Here is a 22,388-nt window from a genome sequence, read left to right as displayed (position 1 = left end):
GAAATTTTATTTTTGTGGTATTCTCTGAAGTCATACAAAGGGACAAAAAAATTCATATAGTGAGGGCGGTACTGAATATCTGGTATAAAATTTACCAAATACTGAAGTCACATTTACACCTTACTCAATACAAATTCAATTGTCTTGGTGGCAATTGCGGAATATTCTAATGAGCCTAACTTAAGATATGTTATTCCTAATACTCACCCTTCCCACTGCTTCAACTTCTTCTGAGCATACTCCCGCACTTCTTCATCCGGATCATTCTCTGCTCTGTCACGCAACAGTGGTAGAGTCTGCTCATGGTGAGGATACTGTTTAATAATTATCTCCACTGCAACGCGCCGAGGGATAGTTTGCCATCTTTCTTTGCTTTCAAAGGGGTCATTTCTGGCACAGTGGTGGTAAGTGTTAAACAAATCAGGTTGATATTGGAAGTGCTTTGCTAATGCTTGGATAGCTGCACGTCGCACATCCCCATCTTCATCATCCTGGGCGCGAGTTTGCAGGATAGGTATGGTTTGGGGGTCATCTTTGTAATTGCTGGCTAATGCTTCGATAGCTGCACGTCGCACATCCCCATCTTCATCATCCTGGGCGCGAGTTTGCAGGATAGGTATGGTTTGGGGGTCATCTTTGTAATTGCTGGCTAATGCTTCGATAGCTGCACGTCGCACATCCCCATCTTCATCATCCCGGGCGCGAGTTTGCAGGATAGTTATGGTTTGGGGGTCATCTTTGTAATTGCTGGCTAATGCTTCGATAGCTGCACGTCGCACATCCCCATGTTCATCATCCTGGGCGCGAGTTTGCAGGATAGTTATGGTTTGGGGGTCATCTTTGTAATTGCTGGCTAATGCTTGGATAGCTGCACGTCGCACATACTCATGTTCATCATCCTGGGCGCGAGTTTGCAGGATAGTTATGGTTTGGGGGTCATCTTTGTAATTGCTGGCTAATGCTTGGATAGCTGCATCTCGCACATCCCAACGTTCATCATCCTGGGCGCGAGTTTGCAGGAAAGTTATGGTTTGGGGGTCATCTTTGTAATTGCTGGCTAATGCTTGGATAGCTGCATCTCGCACATCCCAACGTTCATCATCCTGGGCGCGAGTTTGCAGGATAGTTTTGGTTTGGGGGTCATCTTTGTAATTGCTGGCTAATGCTTGGATAGCTGCATCTCGCACCTCCCAACGTTCATCATCCTGGGCGCGAGTTTGCAGGATAGTTTTGGTTTGGGGGTCATCTTTGTAATTGCTGGCTAATGCTTGGATAGCTGCATCTCGCACCTCCCAACGTTCATCATCCTGGGCGCGAGTTTGCAGGATAGTTTTGGTTTGGGGGTCATCTTTCCAAATAGCAGCAACTGTTGCAACAGCTTGCGTATTAATTTCCCTAACTAAATTTATTTCTTCACTGAAGTAGTCATAGTAATAAGGAAAGTCATATTTAATTAAATCTTGAATTTTCTTAAATAACTTATCTGCTTCTGGCTGAACTATTAAAGGATTTCTCACTTCTGAAAAACACTTAGCTGCTAAAAACAGGTTAATAAACTTCTCTTCTTCACCATTTAGATTCATCAAATACTCAATAATCTTGCCAACAAACTTGGCATCAATCATTCCCGCAATTAGCCGCAATACCTCATGCCAAGTTTCATCTTGCCAATGTTTGCCAAAAACATCATCAATGAGAGAATCAATTGTAATATTGCGTTCCTTCTCAAACTGCCAAACAAACTCCCAAGCGCAGAAATATTCTAAAAAAGTCCGATGCACAAAAGCATAGTAATCAGCACCTAAAAAACATAAAATAAAATTACGCTCCCGTAGTTGCCCAATGATCAACTGCGCTATTCTTTCTTCTTGATGAACTCCTATATTTTGCAAATATTTGATTAAAATGCTTTCTAAAGCATCTTTATGAATCAAGTTACCTGATAAACCTTTTTTGTTGGTTTGCATATTATAGGCAACTTGACGTAACATCGCCTGCTTATCTTTATAATCAATGCTTGCTGATTCTACATTAATCAAAAGTTTTTCTAAATCCCATTGCTGTAGCAAAACTCGTGAGGCTTGATTATAAAGTTCCGATCTGTCTCTTGGTAATTCTTGATTGCGATTGAGAATTGCCATCATTGTTAACAGCAGAGGATTACTAGCAAGCTGGCGAATCGCCTGAAAATCCTGAATTGCTCTTTCTAAACGTTCTTTTTTTCTTTGTTTATCTAAAGGATCGCTAAAAGCAAAATCATGCCAGCGATTAATAAAATCTTGAACCTGCTCTGGTTCTAAGTCTTGCAGCATAAAATGCCGAAAATTAGCATCTCGCAATCTTGCCGGCTTATAACCAATGACGCGAGAAGTCACCAGCACTCGTACCAGTGGATAGTTATTCGTGAACTTAATAATATCTGTAATGGCTTCTTCCCGTTTATTTGGCTCAAATACCTCATCTAAGCCATCAAACATCACATAGGCTTTACCACTTTTAAGCAATGTATCGAGTTGCTGCTGATTGAGAAAACAAACAAACCCGCTTCCCTGCTGAAAAAATTCTAAGAAATCTCTGCATTCATGATTATCCCGGCTACGCATGTAAGTACGTAACTCAATTAGCAAGGGAATTGATGACGATGACAAATCTTCAATAGGTGTTTCTGCCCATTGCTGTGTTAAATATTGCAGTAAACTAGACTTGCCAGAACCAGGATCGCCCAAAATAACTATGTGTTTATAAGTTTGCCTTAGTTCAAGTATTTCTAATACAGAGCGGCTAGTTTGTTGACTATAAGCTCGTTTATATTGTTCTAAAATTTCTGGTTTAATATCAACATCTTCTTCTAGCCCATTACTTTTTTTGAGCCGTTCCAATTCCTCTTTTGGTAACTCATAAATTTGTGGTAAAGTTTCATTAACTTCACGCACATTTTGCGGAATAAACATATTCCATAGCTTCACACTGTAGCTATAACCTGAAGTATCAAAGGAATCAAGCCTGAGATGACCATAAGCTTTTTGAATTTCTCGGCGATAATGTATTAAATCAAAGTCCGGTGCAATAGCAGCGATTTCTTTAATGTTGCGCTGGATTGCTTCAAGCTTTTGAGTATTTAAGATAGAACGCAATTCATCTGAATCTTGCAGAATAGCTTTAACTTTTCTTTGATATCGTCTAGTTAAAATTTGCCAGTTGAAATTATCAGATAGCGGCAGTAATTTTAATTCATCCCAAATTGCCTCTAAACTACTCGCATTAGTTGCTGCATCGACTAGAAATGGCTTTCCTAATTCTATAAGTACAATTTCATGCTGAATAAACTGCTGCAAGGGTTTAACATATTGCTTGAGTTCTGCTTCAGACAAATCTGCATCTTCTAACTCTTGTTGTACCAAGCTTAAAAATTCTTTCAAAGCTTGACCAAAGGCAATTTCTAACGTTTGTTGCTGGCTAATTTGTACACCAGATAGTAAATATTGTAAAGTTTCCGAGAAAAACTTTTGGGTGTATTTGTCTAAATTTACCCGCGCCAGTTCCTCTAGGAGAGTCTTAAAGACAAACCCGGCTGAATTTGCTATTCCCCATGCAACTAGGCGTTCTACCATCAATGCTTAACTCCATGACTCTGACTCTATTTTACTGGTCTAAAGCTGCAAGCCACTGTAATGTTTCCGAGTCATCCGTCCAGGTAGTTTTGATGAAGTCATTTGTCCAGGTAGTTTTGATAACTGCGATAGCTTTATTACGGATTTCATCTGTAAGCAGTGGCTGATTGTCTACCAAATCTTTAATTCTATCCAGCAATCTTTTGTCTGTTTCGCGAACTGGGTAACGATTTCTAACATTTTGCAGGCATTCTGCTGCCAATATTAAATTATCAAAATTACGTGGTTGTCCATCTTGTTCTGCTAAACAATCTATAAGTTCAGCCGCAAAGCTTTCGTGAATCAATCCAGTAAGTAAAACAATTACCTCATGCCAAGTCTCGTTTGTCCATCGGTTGATAATCACTTCTTCTTTAAGTTGATCCAGACTCATAGTCTGTTCGTGTTGATATTTATCTAAAAAGTACAAAGCACAGAAATATTCTAAAAAAGTCCGATGCACAAAGCCATAACTATTCCCCCCCAAAAAACATAAAATAAAACTGCGGTTAGTTAGGTGTTCTCGTAATGACTTAGCTTGCAAATAAGCGTTATTAATTTTTTTATCTTCCAAATATTGGTTCAGAATGGTTTCGAGATTCTCTTTAGTTATAATTAAGCTATTGGCACTTTTAATTGCATCTGATAGAATTTTGAAAGCAATTTCACGCAGCATCTCTTTTTTATCGTGATATTCGAGTCTGGTGTGATCTGGCAAATATTTTCTTTCTGCATCCCACTTTTGCAACAGAACTTCTGACGCATGTTCATAAAGAGTTGCTCTATCTCTTGGCAATTCTTCATGTCGATTCAAAATTGCCATCATGGTTAGTAGTAAAGGATTCCCTGCGAGTTCCTTAAATGTAGGCTTTTGGATACATTTTAGCAAGCGATCGCTTTTTTGCTTTTTTTCATATTGATCTAAAAAAACTAAGTCATGCCATTGAGTAATAAATCCCTCAATTTGACCTTGATCTAAATCTTGTAGCATGAAGTGAATAAAATTTGCATCCCTGAATCGATGACGCTGCTGTTCGTAACCAACGACCCTTGAGGTTACTAAAACTCGCGCTTTGGGATAGGTTGTTGTAAAATTAATGATATCAATAGTTACATTTTTTCTTTTTCCTTGATCAAGTATTTCATCTAATCCATCAAATATCACTATTGATTCGTGAGTTTTTAACCATTCATTCAGTTCTTTTTGATTAAGAGTTCCGCCAAGTACACCACTTCCTTGAGCAAAATATTCTAAAAAATTTCTGCACCGCGATTTTTCTTGATTTTCAGTATAATTACGCAACTCAATCAATAAAGGTAATTCTTGTAGTTCTAAACTACTGCTTGGGGTTTTTGCCCATTGCAATGCTATATATTGAGATAAAGTAGATTTACCAGAGCCAGGATTCCCTAAAATAACAGTGTACCTATAATTTTGCCGATCATTAAATATATCCGAAACAAAAAAAATATTTGCCGGTGTAACTTCCTGCTGTTGCATACGTTGCGGAACAAATATCTTCCATAAATCAAGGCTATAACTATAACCACTAGTGTCCAAACTCTCCAACTTGAGTTTGCTATAAGCATTAAGTAAATTGGACTGATAACGGCGTAAATCAAAATTTGCATTAATGGGAGTATTTTGTTCAATCTCCTCTCTAATTCTAGACAAATTTTGTGAATCCAATAATTCCCTTAATTTATCAGTCTCAAGTAAAATATAGTCAACTTTCTTTTTATAACGTTTAACAAGCCGCTGCCAATTAAAACCTTCTGGTAAAGGTTTTAAGTTCAAATTATTCCAAATCATTAATAATGTAGTAGGATTAACGAATAAATCGTTTTGGTGATATGTAGGAACTCCTAAGCTTTCTTTAAACGCTTTACCCAATTCTTCAAGAACTGGTTTAGACGAAAGAAATGTACTTAAATCATCTAAATAATTTAACATTTCATCTTTTTGTATATCATTATCTTCAAATTCTTGTTGAAGTAAACCTAAAAATTCCTTTTTGGATCTACCAAAGGCAATTTTTAAAGATATATTTTTAGCTAGATCTAATTTGTCTTGAATACAGACACCAAAAAAATCTTTAACGCAATCTTCTAAAGTATCTATAGCTAGACTCGCAAATTTTTCCATAATCGGTTTAAAAACAAAACCGACAGCATCAACAACGCCCCAAGCAACTAAAGGCTCTATGAATAGCATTATAAATTTTTGAACTCGGTAATATAAATGTATAAATAGTATTATATTGTCAATGGCTTACCGCATAAATTCTTATATTTTTTTAAGGTTAGCCAGTAGGGTATGTTGTACCTGTGGGGCTAAGAGGACGCTTGAAAAGTTTTGAAGAGTTAAATCTTCAGCAACATGAGTTCAACGGGAATTGTGTGAGCAAAAGCCTTGCTCCCAGGAGTTTGGATATAAGGCATGAAATAATATCTGAATAGTACTTCTGCGGCTTGTTGAAATGTCACACCGCCATGTTTTTTGGGGTTAATCCGAGCTTTCTCGTCGTTCCAAACGAAACCGACACCATTGAGGGCAAAATACACATCCATACTTTAAATATGACGGGACAACGTATTTACGTTGTCAATATGTTTTGCCCCATGGTTGAAAAGCTCGGTATGGAATTGTTTGAAACTTTAAGCTTTGACAGCTTCTGGTTGTGGCTGTTTTTCCGTGGCTAAGAAATCTGCCAATTGACTCTCAATTTCATAACGCACAATCTCCCGGTATTCCATAAAATGCTCGATTTGGGCGCAAACTGAGAGATAACTGCTAATTCCCCCCGGATTATGTCTGTACATACTTCCTAAGTGTCGCCAAAACTGCCACCGGGTTTCACGTAGTACACCTTGTCGCCAGCAAATAATCAGTAATGCTCTCACTGTCACCCAATTCAATGGTTTTTTGGCTTTCTTACCTTTTTTGGGATAGGTAGCTTCTCCCAAGAGTCGGTAGTGACGGTAAGCGCGATCAAGAAACTTAGATGGTTCGTAGAGTTCCCAAAAAGCTTCGATATACTCCCTGGCAATTTCTTCTAGGGGACGGGTAGGAACAAAATTCATCAAAGTTGTTTGATTAATGTTGGCGGACTTTTGTCGCAGTCTACCTTCCTTTTCTAATCTATGCCACAGAGCGGTATCAGGAAGCGCTTGCAACATACTAAATAGGGCAGTAGGGATAGAAGTTTGCTCCACAAACTGCACAATTCGCCGACCGGCACCAGATTTTTCACCGTCAAAGCCAATGATAAATCCTGCCATGACTCGCAGACCGGAGCGGGTAATTTGTAATACCGATTCGCTGAGGGAATCCCTGGTATTTTGGTATTTCTGGGTGAGACTGAGACTTTCTTCGTCGGGGGTTTCAATTCCCAAGAACACCGCACCAAAATTACAAGCAACCATCAAATCCATCAATTCCTGGTCTTTTGCCAAATCTACGGATGCTTCCGTCGCAAAGGAAAAGGGATAGTGATGTTCTACCATCCAAGGTTGCAATGCCTTGAGGAATAACTTAACGTTACGTTTATTACCAATAAAATTATCATCTACCATGAAAATACTACGTCGCCACCCCAACTCATAGAGGCGATCAAGTTCAGCCAAAATTTGTTCAGGGGTTTTGGTGCGGGGTTTACGACCGTAGAGAACGATAATATCGCAGAATTCACACTGAAAGGGGCAACCACGGGAAAATTGCACCGACATTTCCGAGTAAGCATCAAATTCGAGTAAATCAAAACGAGGAATGGGTGTACTGGTGACATCGGGTTTTTCCCCGTTAGATCGGAAGACACCGGAAGTTTCCCCTCGATTGATAGCCTCAACAAACATGGGTAGGGTGATTTCCCCTTCATCCAAAATCAGATAATCTGCCCCGACATTGGAGACTTCCTGAGGTAGGGCAGTGGGGTAGGGACCTCCCACAGCAACGAGTTTACCACGGCGTTTGGCTTCCCGAATTTGCTCTAGTAAATCTTCTTTTTGGACAATCATTGCCGAGAGAATCACGATATCAGCCCAAGCCCACTCTGCCTCTGTAACTTCACGAATATTGCGATCGCTAAGTTTAAAATTCCATTCCTGGGGCAAAATTGCGGCAACAGTGGCTAAACCCAAAGGAGGTAGCATCGCTTTGCGATTCAGCAATGCCAGGGTTTTTTCAAAGGACCAAAAACTTTTGGGAAACTTGGGATAGAGAAGTAATATATTCATTCAGTATCCTGCATCATGACAAATTTTGACTTTTATAGCCCAACAATACCAGATATGGTCTGTTTGTATGAAATTAAACAACAGGTTTAACTGCTAATGGCACTCCTAACTAAAATTACGGTGCTATCTACTCCAGAGGCGATCGCCTCGGGAATGTTCCCCTTAATTGCCTGTTGTAGCATTCCTTCACGGGAAGCACCTAGAACTACCACGTCATAATGTCCATTATTTACTAGTTGAATGATGCCTTCTGGTACTGATTCTGCCCTAACTGGAGCCGCAACCACCGTACTAGCTAATTGCCGACGACGCATCAGTTGACGGATTGCCTCTTCTAAAACTTTCATATCTGGCTCTGTTTCTGTCGGTTGAATTACCCTGGTGAGGCGAATTTTGGGGTCATTGCCCAGGGTGACTAAGGCTGGTAATAATTTTATCGCCTCGCGGGCATTGGGACCTCCTGCCATCGGTACTAACCAACGGTTGAATTGGGATGAGGGAAAGTCCGGTATCGGTAGGGTGGCGGGATGATTTCCCAGGGATGGTAATTGTTGATTCTCTGCCAATTTTACGAGAACTACTTCACAATTAGCTTGGCGAATCAGGGTATCGACAACATCACCAAAAATCCGTCCTGGGGTAGATGTATTTCCTTTCCAGCCCATAAGGATTAAATTTATATGGCGCTCTTTCACCGTTTCCAGGATAGCTTGGGCGGTGTCATGGGCAACACGAATTTGTGTATGTACTGGTATTTTCCATTTTTTGCCGTAGACTTCCGCAACTCGTAATAGTCGGCGACTGGGGGTAGTTTTGACCGCAGTTTCGGCGGGAGAACTTTGCCGAGAGACGAGAATTACTTGCACACATTCGATTTCATAGTGGCGATCGCGGGCGATCGCGGCTGCCATTTGTAATAAGGTGGCGGCGGTTTCTGGGTTTGCTACGGGAACTAGTAATCTGCCTCGTCCCACACTTGGCGATCGCGTATGGTAAACCACATAGGATGGTTCTGCCTGGGGACCTGATTCTCGATTATTACAATTAAGGTGATCTGCCTCGGCGCGAATAATATCTGCACGGGTGATAATCCCAATCAGTCGATGTCCTTCCACCACTGGCAAACGGCTGATTTGGTGTCGATTCAGCAAATACAGCACATTACTTAAATTATGTATCGGTGTGACAGTCACAGGCTGGGGTGTCATTACCTCCCGTAAAGTTAACTCTTTTTGCGGGTTAATTTCCCTGACTTTCAACAAATCAGTTTGGGTGACAATTCCCACTAACTCCCCTTCCTCAACTACGGGAAAACCTCGATGATGGGAATGGGAAAATGCTTGCATTGCTTCATCTACACTCATCTCCACATCCAGACTTTCTACCCGTCTTTGCATCACCTCTTGGGCAGTTAACTTTGTCAGTACACCCTCTACGGAACTTTGTTGTTGAATATCAATACCCTTGAGCAATAACAGACGAGTATAGAGAGAACCGGGAAATAATTTGTCCGCCACAAGGTAGGAAGTCACAGAACCTACCATCAAAGGTAATACCAAATTAAAATCCGTTGTCATCTCAAAGACAATCACGATCGCCGTAATCGGAACTTTGGAGACTGCACTAAAAAAAGCTCCCATTCCTGCTAAAGCGTAGGTGGTAGCAGAGCCAACCCCTAAAACCTCATGCTCAAACACTCCCACAAGATAACCCAGGGTAGAACCCAAAATTAAACTGGGCGCGAATAACCCCCCCGGAGCACCAGAACCAAAGGCGACTAGAGTTAGCAAAAATTGGGCAACAAAAGTCATGGCAGCTAGGGGTGCATTGGTAGAACCCTTAATGACGAACTCTCGCAGTCCCGTATTATCACGGAAGGATTGTGGTAGTAAAGAAATTACAATTCCCGAAATTAAGCCAGCTAAAGCCACTCTCAAGGGCAAACTAACGTGGAGCCTACGGTATAATTGCAGACTTAATAACAGCCCCCTGTTAAAGAATGCAGCTAAAACACCAGCTAAAATACCCAGTAAGAGATAAAAGGGAATTTCGGGGATGGAAAAACTATTAGAAAAAGTTGTTAACTGTAAGTTGAGTTGTAAACTTCTACCCCCCAATAAGCGGGAGACAACCCCCCCAATAAAGGAAGCAATAATTGCCGTACCCAGGGTTAACCCCGATAAATCTTGTAGCAACTCTTCCACCACAAATAATACCCCGGCAATGGGAGCATTAAATGCTGCTGCTAAACCTGCTCCTGCTCCTGCGGCAATCATTTGCCGACGATGATCGGGGGAAGTGGGAACCCAACGACTCATCCCTCCTGCCAGAGCTGCCCCTATTTGTACCGTGGGACCTTGCCGCCCTAAAGTCAAGCCTGAACCTAAAGCCAAAATGGAACTAAGTAGCTTGATAATAGCCACACGCCAAGATAATTTCACCGGAATATTTGCCAGGGAGGCTTTGACATGGGGAATCCCACTACCAGCAGCTTCCGGTGCTAGACGTTGCACCATCACACCCGATAAGTAACCGAAAACCACACCTACCACAGGCAGAATAATCCAAGGGGGTAGAATGTGGGAAGCATGAACTCGCCAAGTACCCAACCAACCAGAACCGACTTTCAAGAATACGGCAGAGAATGCAGCCACTAAACCAATTACAGAAGCTTCGGCGATCGCTAAACCTTTTCTTGGTTGCCAAACTGCACGAATTAATTGATTGATACTATTTTGAATCTGAGCTTTGAGATTTGGGATTGACATTATGTCGGGATATTGGACGCAAGTCCAGTAACAGCAAGGAAAGTCAATGACGCTGGAATCCCTCGGCTTTAGCCGTGGGGAGTGTCAAGAAGCAGGGGCTTTGTTAACAATTGGGGAATCAATGCCCCAGAAACACCAGCCCTTTTAATCAAATTACAACCCAATTTATGGGCAAACTCCACAGATTTACCCGCACCTAAAGCATCATAAAAACCAATGGCAAATTCGATCGCTGCCTTATCTGGAATTGCTTGATTCATACCAATCACATAGTTAATATGTTGGACTATGGCTTGTGCCTGGACTTCCGAATAACAAGCATTTAAGACTACACATTCTACTTGATCAGAGAATAATTCAAACAGTTCCGCGATCGCTTCGGTATCAATTAATTTCATGTTGCCAGTTTCATCTTCAAAAGCTAAACCACTTTCCCCGTCACCATGTCCAGAAAAGTGAATTATCTGGGGTTCATAGTCTAATATTGCTCGGTGGATGTCTCGGTAGCGTACCGCTTCGGCTGTATCGATGATGAATGATTCCCGTTGTTTGGCGCGTTTTAAACCCTCTTTAATCTCTCGCACTTCTTCGTCTAAGCGCAGCTTGCTGGTATTTATGGGGTTAGCTGACATCAGCAAAATTCCCCGTCGTTTGTCAGCTGCTAATACTGTCATGACTGCACTTTTTAATTCACGAATTTGGTGAGAGTTTTCGGCAATTAAGGCTTTAATTTCTTGTTCTGGTAAGCCTTTGATTTGATTATAAGTGTCAAAATATTCTGCACTGAGTTGCGACTTATCAGCTTCCGGTGTAACTTTTGCCCGCAGTAAAAATTTATCTTCTCCCCGCTTTTCCATGGCGACAATTTCTAATTCTGCATCGGGGTTATTTTTGACTAACTCTTTGAAGGAAATTGCGATCGCTCTGGGGTCAACTCCTTGGTTGTGGTATAAATCCAGGGTATCAACAATCGGTTTAATAAAATCGCCAAATTCCCCATCAGCAAACACTTCTGCATGATTATCTGGCTTGCGCAGAGGAACGGGCTGTTCCTTCGTGGGGACTCGCATAAACACATACTCGCACCTCACCCCAGTAAAGTTGGTGCTGCTAGTAATTCCCCAATCTTCGATGAAGGAACCCGTGAGAGTTGCACCAGTCAAGTCAGTTGCGTCCAGTTGGGTTTGTTTGAGTTTCGCTCTCGATAAATCAGCGTCTTGTAAATTCGCTGCGCTTAAATCTGCGGCGATAAAACTTGCGTCTTGTAAATTCGCACCCTGTAAATTGATTCCCCGTAGTTTCAAATCATCAAAATTCTTGTCTTGTCCCTGTCCTGTCAGCAATAATTGCCTGACTTGGGTGTTTTTCAGGTAAGTATTTCCTGGACGAATTAGGTCAAGTTTTTTCACATCTCGCCAACGGGTACGGATGGGAATAGCTGTTCTCAAATCCGTATTTTTCAGGGTAGCTCCGGTAAAATCGGCATCTGTTAAAGTCGCACCGCGAAAACTCGTACCACCCGTAGCTGCAAAAGCCACAGCAACATTGCGAATTAGGGCTTGTTTTTCGTCCCCTTTCATAGCTCGCCAAGCGATGTAAGCAGCAAATAAAGTAAAGGCTCCGGCTACGGCTACGGCTCCGGCTACGGCTCCGGCTACGGCTCCGGCGAAGGCTACGGCTCCGGCTACGGCTCCGGCTACGGCTCCGGCTACGGCTCCGGCTAAGGCTACGGCTAAGGCTACGGCTCCGGCTAAGGCTACGGCGAAGGCTACGGCTACGGCTACGGCTACGGCTACGGCTACGGCTACGGCTACGGCTACGGCTACGGCTCCGGCGAAGGCTACGGCTACGGCTCCAAAAGCAGCTGCGATTCCTTGGCGAATAGTAACTACACAGAAGATAATCAGCAAAATTAAGCAAACCCAGCCTGTAATTGTTCCTACAATTGGATTATCTTTATATAGAATTGAGCCATCAAATATTGCCGCTACAATAGCACCTACGAAAATAGAGCAATACCCTGACAGCACTGACATCAAGAAGGAAACAGCAAGCAGGAAAATCGCCCACCGCTTTTGTAATCCCGCTTTCGCTCCCCTAAAATTCGCCCCAGTTAAATTGGCATGACTAAAATCTGCACTGCGAATATCTGCTTTGCTAAAATCTGCCCCTGCCAGGTTTTTCCCCTTAAAACACTGTCCCCGGAGATTTTCCCCGCGAAAATCCCTTTCCCCTGCTGCATACTTCCTGAGTAATTCCTGTGCTTTCACTGTGTCAGTGTCTCCTTGAGGGTGACATTAAAATAAGTTTGTTTTGCGGGTGGGGTTCAAACTTCGACTCTGCGGAAACTGATGTTATTCCTTTTCCCCTAAGCCATAGAAAATCAAAATAAAAAATAGAAAGGTTTTATACATTGTTGTTTAAAATACCATGATTTTCCCTAGGGATGACAAATATACCAGATCCCCGACTTTTCCAAAAAGTCGGGGATATAAACGTCTTATACGATTTCACTTTAATGATGATACAAATATCCAGGTAGGGGTTTAGCATTGCTAAACCCCTACGTGAAATCTATATGTATCAGGATTCTCGTGAATTGGTATTATCCCTCTTTTGTTACTTTAGGAAGAGAAAAATTGACAAGAGGTTCAACTAGCAACAGAGAAACTGACTGGAGAAGCGCGAAAATCATTCATAAAGTTGATTAATTTCAAAAAGCAACGCTTCATACCAGGAATGTTAAATACTGTGAGCCAAGGTTGAATCAAACAGTAAAAAATATAGGGTTGAATGAGCAATCTCAGATTATTTAAGGCACTCTTCCATGTGGTACCAGATTCCCAATTAGGATGTTGACTATATTGAGAACTATTAAAGTCTATTGAGGAAGGTAATTCTGAACTAGATGTTGATTGATTTTGGACATGAAGTTGAAAATAAGTAGCCTGAATGCTAACGAAAAGGTAAGCACTAAAAATGATTTCCCACCAGCGTTCAATACTTTCATAATCAGTTAGACGAAAATCAGCCCAACCTAGTTCATTCTTAACTTGTTTAAAACCATATTCAATCCAATTTCTTAAACTATAAAGTTGCGCGACATTCAGTGACAAATCAGTTGATAAATTTGTCATGATGTACCAACTTTCATCTCCCGTAGGGTCGGGTGTATTCATCTTACTGATTTGGTAGTATCTGGTACGGCGACGTTTACCAAAAATAATTTCTCTCAAGTAACGAGTTTCAGTTTGACGATGTGAAAGCTTTTGCTCATAAGCTTTCCAGCGATTATAACGTTTTCGGCTTCCTGGGGGCATCAACACTCCATGATTGGAGCGAATTGCTACGATAAACTCTAGTTCTAATTTTTCTAAACATCTAATTACATCTCCACTCTCACCATATAGGCTATCCGCTAACACTAATTTAATTTTGAAACCCCATTCTTTCAACTCTTGAATAATCTCTATTGCTATTTGGGGTTTACTCTTATATTTATCGCCTTCTCTTAAGCGATTTCTCGGTTTAAATATTTGGAACATTAGAGGATAAGTAATCCCATCTACTACACCATAAGCATTTACAGATACTATTCCATTCTCTGTCTTGCCTAAGTTTCCGATATATTGACTAGTCACATAATCTGTTGATTTTCCCTTTTTCTTATCCCCGGTTTCGTCAATACATAAAATTATTTCTCTTTCTCCAATAAACCTTTTGATCAACCACAGCCTAATTTCTCTTAACTTTTTGACATCCCACAGTGCATCTCTCAAAAAATGATGTAGTGTTTGGCTATCTTTTAACCCCACTGTTTTAGCTATTAGGGGTAGGGTTTTTCGCGGGATTTCTGAAACTATGCCCAAATGTAAGAATTTGAAAGCTTCAAAATGCCTCACATCCTCAAATACTGAATAATAGTGCTGGCAGTAGTTATCTATGAATGCCACTGTGCTTACTGGCTGTCTGCGCGGCGTAACCATTCCTATTACTTACTTTGTCTGCTTTTTTTCTGATTATACTCTCCCCGTAGTAACAAAAGAGGGATTATACCAATCCTACAAAAGACTGTGACAGATCCCGCGCTGATCCGACGACATAGAGACGTTTCGGCGAAACGTCTTTACAGATTTTGCAATCACCGGAGTTGCATTCCAAAATTGAATTAGTATAAGATTAGCCAAAATTTATTCTTTTTGATCGCTCCAACACAAATGGCTAACCGCTAATCATGAAATTAGCAATTAGCCACGAATCAAAAAGTTTGATTTCCAGATTAAGTAAGTGCTTCTGCACCACCGACAACCTCAAGCAGTTCTTGAGTAATCGCTGCTTGACGAGCTTTGTTGTATGAAAGGGTGAGAGTACTAATTAATTGAGTCGCATTATCACTGGCATTACTCATCGCTGTCATCCGTGCAGCTAATTCACTAGCAGCAGATTCCTGGAGAGCACGTAATAATTGGTTGGTGAGATACAGAGGCAATAAAGAATCCAAAATTTGTACAGGATCCTGTTCAAAAATCATATCGCGGGGTAGGGGACGAACTTCTGTAACGATTTTTTGCCGTTCTACTTGGAAGTCTCCACCGCGAGTCGTCAGACGGAAAATTTCATCGTCTGCTGCTTCTAAACCTTGGGAATCAAGGGGTAGGAGAGTTTGAATTACAGGACGAGAACTAACTAAGGATACGAATTTGGTGTAGACTAGCTCAATTCTGTCTACGCTCTCTGAGAGGAACAAAGAAAGCAGTTCGTTGGCAATATTAGTTGCCTCAGCAGCTGTGGGGATTTGCTCTAAGCCAGAATAGGTTGCATCTATCGGTTGATCCCGACGTTGGAAGTATTGAGTTGCCTTCCGTCCAACAAGGACAAATTTATAGTCTACACCTTCGGCTTTGAGTTCTTTTGCCCGCGCTTCCGCACGCTTGATAATGTTGTTATTGTAGCCACCGCATAAACCGCGATCGCCAGAAATCACTAACAAGCCAACGGATTTGACTGCGCGTTTTTTCAACAGGGGTAAATCTGCATCTTCAAAACGCAAACGGGTTTGTAAACCATACAGCACTTGCGCCAAACGATCAGCAAAGGGACGGGTAGATATTACCTGTTCTTGTGCCCGTCTTACCCGTGCTGCTGCCACGAGTCGCATCGCTTCTGTAATTTTTTTGGTATTTTTGACCGACTGAATGCGATCGCGTATTACTTTGAGGTTAGCCATTTTCTTAAGTTGCTGTTAGCCTAGCGGTGCATAGCACGTGATGAATCATGGGTGACCGAAAATGCTGAATGCTGACTTGATTGAGTCGGAGTAGACAAGGGGAGATAGGTATCTTCATCTCTGCTATTGACACTCAGATTTCCACTCAGCACTCAGCATTAACTCAGCACTATTTACGCCACAAAGGTCTTTTTGAAGTCAGCGAGGGCTTTTTTCAGTGCCGCTTCTTCATTATCCCCAAGTGCTTTTTGTGTCTTCACATTGTTAGTGTATTCCGCAGCACTGGTCTTCAAGAACTCACGTAACCCTTGGGTAAAGGCACTGACTCTGTTAACAGGGATATCATCTAAGTAACCGTTAATACCTGCATACAAAATAGCCACTTGCTCGTATACAGATAGGGGTGAATTTTGGGGCTGTTTTAAGAGTTCCCGCAGACGTACACCCCGTGCCAGTTGGTCTTGGGTGGTTTTATCTAGGTCAGAAGCAAATTGGGCAAAAGCTTGTAGGTCGTCAAACTGGGCGAGTTCCAGTTTAATCTTACCAGCAACTTTCTTCATGGCTTTGGTTTGTGCCGCAGAACCTACACGGGATACGGAGATACCGGGGTTTACTGCCGGACGCACACCAGCGTTGAACAGGTCAGAAGAAAGGAAAATCTGACCATCTGTGATGGAAATAACGTTGGTGGGAATATAAGCAGATACGTCACCAGCTTGGGTTTCAATGATGGGTAACGCGGTCATGCTACCGCCACCCAAATCATCGCTGAGTTTGGCGGCTCTTTCCAATAAACGGGAGTGAACGTAGAATACGTCACCGGGGTAAGCTTCCCGACCGGGTGGACGACGTAACAGCAAGGACATCTGACGGTAAGCTACGGCTTGCTTAGACAAGTCATCGTAGATAATCAGAGTTGCTTTGCCTTTGTACATGAAGTACTCAGCAATAGATGCACCGGTGTAGGGTGCGAAGAATTGTAGGGTTGCGGGGTCAGAAGCGTTAGCCGCTACAACTACGGTGTAGTCCATGGCTCCCTTGTCTTGGAGGGTTTGGACAACGTTGGCTACGGTGGAAGCTTTTTGACCGATGGCGACGTAAACGCAAACTACGTCTTCTTCCTTCTGGTTAATAATTGTGTCGATGGCGATCGCGGTTTTTCCGGTTTGTCTGTCACCGATAATCAACTCCCGTTGTCCCCGTCCTACGGGAATCATGGAGTCAATGGCAGTGATACCGGTTTGCATCGGTTCGTGAACAGAACGACGTGACACAATACCAGGTGCGGGAGATTCAATCAAGCGGGTTTCGCTGGTTTTGATTTCACCTTTACCATCGATGGGTTGACCTAAAGCGTCAACTACGCGCCCAATCATAGCATCACCGACGGGAATCTGGGCAATTTTACCTGTTGCGGTAACGGAACTACCCTCTTGAATTTCCCGACCATCTCCCAATAAAACCACACCCACGTTGTCTTCTTCCAAGTTGAAAGCCAGACCAACGGTACCATCTTCAAAATCTAATAATTCCCCTGCCATGGCTTGATCCAAACCATAAACACGGGCAATACCGTCACCTACTTGTAATACAGTACCGACGTTAGCGACTTTTACGCCTTGATCGTACTGCTCGATTTGCTGTTGAATAATGCTGCTGATTTCGTCTGGTCTGATGGAAATACTCATGGGTCTCTATATTTTTTTAATCGATTTAGGAACCACTTAAACGCAAAGACAAGCGACGGAGTTGACCTCGGATGCTGGCATCAACTACCTGGGAGCCGACTTTAATAATTACACCACCGATAATTTCACGGTCTATTCTGGTGTCTAATTCTACTTCACGGGCGTTGGTCATTGCCTTGACTTTTTGTTTCACAGTCTCTTGCTGTTCATCACTTAAAGGAACGGCTGAGATAACTTGTGCTAGGACAGTTTGATTCAACTGACGCAACAAGCTTAAATACTGCTGACAAATGCCTTCTAGGATTTGGATCCGCCGTCTATCGACTAACAGCAATAGGAAGTTACGTAAATAGGTGTTGCCACCCTCTCCCATAATCTGATTAACCAGAGCTTTTTTGCTGTCGAGCTTGACAAAGGGATTTTCAAAAAAGCTACGTAGTTCCTGACTGTTACCCAATAGACTTAAAAGAATGCGAATATCGCTGCCAAATTCCTCTGTCAGGTTGTTTGACTGTGCCACTGACATCAGAGCTTCAGCGTAGGGTTGGGCAATTTCCGCTAGGGCTATTTTGCTTTGCATCTTCTACCCTCCCAGTAACGCAATACTGCGGTCTATTAATGTTTGCTGGGCGTTGTCGGTGATGCCTGAACTCAATTGCGCCTCAGCTTTTTGCAGTGCTTGGCTGACTACTCGCTGTTTAAGTTCGGCGATCGCCCGTTCAGTTTCTGTGTCTAAATCTCTGGCAGCTGCCTGCTTCAACTTCTCCACATCTGCTTCTGCCCGTTCCAGGATGGCTGCCTTTGCTAATTCGGCGTTTTCCTGTGCTGCCGCTAGCAAACTTTTTGCTTCTGCCTGTGCCTGGGTCAAATTCTTCTGTGCTTCTGACAAGGCTGCTGCTGCTTCTTTAGCTTGCTTCTCGGCTGTCAGAATTTCTGTTTCAATATTTGAGCGGCGATCGTTTAGGGTGTTGCTTAAAACTTTACGCCCAAAGTAAAATAATATGCCAATCAGAAGACCGAGGTTAATAATGTTGGTTTCTAGGATGTCTACGTTCAGACCGAAACCACCTTCGGGTTCTGCCTCTGCCACAGCTTCTGCGGCAAGTAAAAAGACTGTCCCTATAATACTCATCTACAACTGCGCTGCTCCCTTGCTACTAAACTGGTGTCTTTCCCCAAGGGAAAAAAGTGCTAATCTATTTGGGATTTGCGAAAAGTTCAGCCAGTGCCTTGGACGGCTTTCCCCGACTCCCAGCGACTGGCATTGCTTGTGGTTAAACACTTAACTTGATCAGAATTTTCCCTGAACAAGTGCCGAACCCCTAGGACTTTTCCCAATGGATTTGGGATGATCTTGAAATGGTATAGAGTGCAAGCGAAAGAAGTCTACCCCATAAAATCTTAACTATTGATTTTTCTAGGTAAATTGAGCTTGGTCTTCCCATCTCAGAGTGATTGGTCATCATTGACTTTTGCTTGGGACTTACCTGTGTTCAGGATGTAATGAATCCAAAATTGCACAAAACGCTCACAGAGACTAGGCTCTGTTGCGTCTCCTGGAAAGCTCGACCACAAGCTATATCAATGTCTGCCCTATCAGGCGAGGTTTGCTCCCAAGAGTTTTTCCAAAATCTGTCTACTCAGAGCGTCTACTTGTTGTTCCAAGGAACTATAAGCCGCTTGCTTCTGCCGTTCTATTTCTTGAGCAGCTTGCTCGCGTTGAGCTTGAGCTTCTTGTTGTGCCTCAGCAATTTTCTGAGCAGTAATTTTCTGTGCCTCTGCCTGAGCTGCGGCAATTACTGCCTGAGATTGCTTGCGGGCATCTGCTAGTTGCTGCTCGTAATCTTTTGTGACTCTTTGAGCCTGTGCTAGACGCTCTTGGGCATCAACTTTGCTTGTGCGGATATAGTTGCTGCGATCGTCTAATACTTTGGTGATTGGCTTGTAGAAAATCACATTTAACAGAGCTGCCAATAACAAAAACTGCAATGCCATCAAGGGCAAAGTTGCATCAAAATCAAACATTTTTTCTCCTCTTTGGCTGTGATAGCAACAAACTTTCATCGCTTCCCCAGGTCAAAGGGGTGACTTTATCTGACGACGATAATATTGCTATTCGCAGAGACGTTGTTACCAACGCCTCTACTGGCTAATTGCCGAACCTAGGAAAATGGGTTAGCAAACAGCAATACTAGAGCAATAACTAGACCGTAGATGGTCAAGGATTCCATGAACGCCAAGGTTAACAGCAGAGTACCGCGAATTTTTCCTTCTGCTTCTGGTTGACGAGCAATACCAGATACTGCTTCACCCGCAGCGTTACCTTGTCCAATACCAGGTCCGATCGCAGCTAAACCGATAGCTAAGGCGGCAGCTAATACTGAAGCAGCAGAAACTAATGGATCCATGTTTATTTTCCTGATTTCAAAACAACAAAACAGTTTGAGATTTTCAGATTCAGGCTGGTTAACTACTAATAAATTACTATCAGTTATTAGCCCAAATCTAAAATTACATCATCATGAGCAAGTTTTAGCAATTTACCTGGTATTCACAATGCCAATGCCTATACTTGATTGACACCAAATATAAAATCATTGGAAATTTACCACGGAGAATTTTCTAATGCTCCTCATGTTCTTCGCCATGTCCTTCGAGCGCTTCGTGGATGTACGCTGCTGCGAGGGTGGCAAAAACTAAGGCTTGAATGGCACTCGTAAATAATCCTAATGCCATTACTGGCAAGGGTACAAACAGAGGAACCAACAAAACCAATACTCCTACCACTAATTCGTCCGCTAGGATGTTACCAAATAAACGGAAGCTCAGGGAAAGAGGTTTTGTGAAGTCTTCTAGAATCGCAATTGGTAATAAGATGGGTGTTGGTTCAATATACTTTCTAAAGTATCCCAAACCCTTCTTGGCAAAACCAGCGTAGAAGTACGCTAGAGAAGTTAATAATGCCAACGCGACAGTCGTGTTAATGTCGTTGGTTGGAGCGGCTAATTCTCCTTCGGGAAGTTTAATTAACTTCCAGGGGATTAAGGCTCCTGACCAGTTGGATACGAAAATAAACAGGAATAAAGTACCAATAAATGGTACCCAAGGACGGTATTCTTTTTCCCCAATTTGATTTTTTGTTAAGTCCCGAATAAATTCCAGGGCATATTCCATTAAATTCTGGATGCCACTGGGAATTTTCTGAACGTTTCTAGTAGCAGCTAAGGAAGCAATTACTAGTAAACCAATCACAAACCAGGATACAAGAAATACTTGTCCATGTACTTTTAAATTGCCTATATGCCAGTAGAAATGATGACCCACTTCTAACTCGGCAAAGGTAAGGGAGTTGGGGATGTTCAGAAAATTCAGCATTTTCTCGACCTATCAATTCACCTCTCCAATTTTAATATTGGAGAACAGGAGCAAGGAGTTTATTTGGGCTTACCTGAGAATTTTTGATATGTTTCTACCAAAATTCTCTCGCCTTTCATAACACTCCCTTGTAGCATTTTTAAGGTTGTCGGAACTATGGCTAGTCAAGGTTAAGTGACCCTTTGACTACATAAATGATGAGCGTCGCTTTGTAGGTGAGAAACCCCAAAAATATCGGCAGAACTTGCAGCTGATTCCACTGTGAAGACAGGAGAATAATTACTGCTAATAATGCGAACCGAGTCTTACTCAGCTGTCGATTATCTTGGCTCAACCGCTCAACATCTTTTGCCAACATCCTCAAGTAAACCACACCCGTAAACGCCCCAAGCAAATAATTGAGGGCAATGTTCAGGGAGTAAAATACCCACACAGAGATAAAGATAACCCCTGTTAAGACAAGTGTGATCAGCAAAAACTCCCGATAGAGTTGATAGAACTCTTGCATAGAGTTTACTGGTTCTGAGTCCGCAAAACCAGATTGAGTATCTTGTCGTATTGTCGGCGTGGGGTCAATTGGTTCGTCTGACAAGCTCACGGGACTTGAAACCAGTACAGCTAATTATATGTTGACGGCTTAATCAACCAGCTGAATCATATCACGAGTGGGTAACAATACTTTAAGAAAAAAAACTATTTGCTGATTGTTACTAACATGATAGATAGACACAAATGCCACCCTTCGGAGCTATGGAGCGATGAACGTAGATGTCAGTTAATTTGTGGCTGGAGGGAAAAGCAATAACCCTGTCAATCTACATTCTACCTTGCAGAGGGCATAAGGGAAAGGGGAAATTTTTCTCCTGGTGAGTTGACTATGGGGAAATCAGTTTTTTATTGATTGCTGGTGTGCTTAATAGTGGCTGCTTGCCTAGGGTGCTTTTTCCATGGGCATCTTTTCGATTTCTGATATCACCAAACAACACATAATACCATAGTTAGAATATCTTTTTGAGTCTTGGGGAAATTGATGTTGGTGATTTGGCAGGGGCGATCGCCATTCCTCCATAACAAGTTTTCTCATTACCACTGACCGATAAAGTTATTTGACAAAAAGCACAAGAGATGATTCAGTTTGGGACAATTTTTATCTGGGAATAATCCATAAAAAGGTGAATATTTACAGTCTTCTCAAGGCTTAGTCTGGATGACTGGGTATTGTAACGGGCAACTTGAAATGAATTATTATAGCCACGATGCAACACTTGATGATTAAATCACATAGCTTCACTTCATTGAAACAACTGTGAACAGTATTTCCATGTTGCAATTTTTTTACCAGGATAGTTGCGAAATGAGGAGACAATATAAGGCTGATTTGAACGAGTAATAATTATACCAAAAAACTGTCTTCATCGTGTCGAAAAAAAAAATATATTTATGC

General features: G+C 42.1%; 16 protein-coding genes. All 16 read right to left on the bottom strand.

What is annotated here, in order from left to right; translation table 11 throughout:
- Positions 1-203: 203 nt before the first annotated feature.
- Complete coding sequence (locus IJ00_RS23915) at positions 204-3,611, bottom strand: HEAT repeat domain-containing protein (RefSeq protein ID WP_035157524.1); 3,408 nt, start codon at positions 3,609-3,611, stop codon at positions 204-206.
- A gap of 31 nt (positions 3,612-3,642) precedes the next feature.
- On the bottom strand, positions 3,643-5,865 hold the full coding sequence (locus IJ00_RS23910) for an NACHT domain-containing NTPase (protein WP_052754529.1): 2,223 nt from the start codon (positions 5,863-5,865) through the stop codon (positions 3,643-3,645).
- A 149-nt stretch (positions 5,866-6,014) separates the two neighbouring features.
- Positions 6,015-6,221: a hypothetical protein gene (locus tag IJ00_RS29760; protein ID WP_035157523.1), complete on the bottom strand. Its 207-nt coding sequence runs from the start codon at positions 6,219-6,221 to the stop codon at positions 6,015-6,017.
- Positions 6,222-6,308: 87 nt separating this feature from the next.
- Entirely contained in the window at positions 6,309-7,886 is a 1,578-nt protein-coding gene (locus IJ00_RS23900) for a B12-binding domain-containing radical SAM protein (RefSeq protein ID WP_035157520.1), read from the bottom strand.
- 86 nt (positions 7,887-7,972) lie between these two features.
- On the bottom strand, positions 7,973-10,654 hold the full coding sequence (locus tag IJ00_RS23895; RefSeq protein ID WP_035157517.1) for a chloride channel protein: 2,682 nt from the start codon (positions 10,652-10,654) through the stop codon (positions 7,973-7,975).
- A 68-nt stretch (positions 10,655-10,722) separates the two neighbouring features.
- Complete coding sequence (locus IJ00_RS23890) at positions 10,723-12,924, bottom strand: pentapeptide repeat-containing protein (protein ID WP_052754528.1); 2,202 nt, start codon at positions 12,922-12,924, stop codon at positions 10,723-10,725.
- A 381-nt stretch (positions 12,925-13,305) separates the two neighbouring features.
- Complete coding sequence (locus tag IJ00_RS23885) at positions 13,306-14,640, bottom strand: IS701 family transposase (protein ID WP_035155395.1); 1,335 nt, start codon at positions 14,638-14,640, stop codon at positions 13,306-13,308.
- Positions 14,641-14,933: 293 nt separating this feature from the next.
- Positions 14,934-15,881 carry a F0F1 ATP synthase subunit gamma gene (locus tag IJ00_RS23880; protein WP_035157513.1) on the bottom strand — a complete coding sequence of 316 codons (948 nt, stop codon included), beginning with the start codon at positions 15,879-15,881 and terminating at the stop codon, positions 14,934-14,936.
- Between the two features lie 173 nt (positions 15,882-16,054).
- Positions 16,055-17,569 carry a F0F1 ATP synthase subunit alpha gene (gene atpA / locus IJ00_RS23875; RefSeq protein ID WP_035157511.1) on the bottom strand — a complete coding sequence of 505 codons (1,515 nt, stop codon included), beginning with the start codon at positions 17,567-17,569 and terminating at the stop codon, positions 16,055-16,057.
- Between the two features lie 25 nt (positions 17,570-17,594).
- Complete coding sequence (gene atpH, locus IJ00_RS23870) at positions 17,595-18,149, bottom strand: ATP synthase F1 subunit delta (RefSeq protein ID WP_035157508.1); 555 nt, start codon at positions 18,147-18,149, stop codon at positions 17,595-17,597.
- A gap of 3 nt (positions 18,150-18,152) precedes the next feature.
- Positions 18,153-18,701: a F0F1 ATP synthase subunit B gene (locus tag IJ00_RS23865; RefSeq protein WP_035157506.1), complete on the bottom strand. Its 549-nt coding sequence runs from the start codon at positions 18,699-18,701 to the stop codon at positions 18,153-18,155.
- 464 nt (positions 18,702-19,165) lie between these two features.
- Positions 19,166-19,594 carry a F0F1 ATP synthase subunit B' gene (locus IJ00_RS23860; RefSeq protein ID WP_035157503.1) on the bottom strand — a complete coding sequence of 143 codons (429 nt, stop codon included), beginning with the start codon at positions 19,592-19,594 and terminating at the stop codon, positions 19,166-19,168.
- A 137-nt stretch (positions 19,595-19,731) separates the two neighbouring features.
- Positions 19,732-19,977, bottom strand: a complete 246-nt coding sequence (atpE, locus tag IJ00_RS23855) for an ATP synthase F0 subunit C (RefSeq protein WP_035157500.1) — start codon at positions 19,975-19,977, stop codon at positions 19,732-19,734.
- A 214-nt stretch (positions 19,978-20,191) separates the two neighbouring features.
- On the bottom strand, positions 20,192-20,944 hold the full coding sequence (gene atpB, locus IJ00_RS23850; RefSeq protein ID WP_035157497.1) for a F0F1 ATP synthase subunit A: 753 nt from the start codon (positions 20,942-20,944) through the stop codon (positions 20,192-20,194).
- Positions 20,945-21,104: 160 nt separating this feature from the next.
- Positions 21,105-21,542, bottom strand: a complete 438-nt coding sequence (locus tag IJ00_RS23845) for an ATP synthase subunit I (RefSeq protein ID WP_035157495.1) — start codon at positions 21,540-21,542, stop codon at positions 21,105-21,107.
- Between the two features lie 333 nt (positions 21,543-21,875).
- A complete protein-coding gene (locus tag IJ00_RS29290; RefSeq protein ID WP_168163526.1) occupies positions 21,876-22,028 on the bottom strand; it encodes a hypothetical protein in 153 nt (50 codons plus the stop codon).
- Between the last annotated feature and the right edge of the window lie 360 nt (positions 22,029-22,388).

Source organism: Calothrix sp. 336/3 (assembly GCF_000734895.2).
Classification (GTDB): domain Bacteria; phylum Cyanobacteriota; class Cyanobacteriia; order Cyanobacteriales; family Nostocaceae; genus 336-3.
The sequence above is the reverse complement of the archived record's forward strand: the minus strand, read 5'-3'. Positions and strand labels throughout refer to the sequence as shown.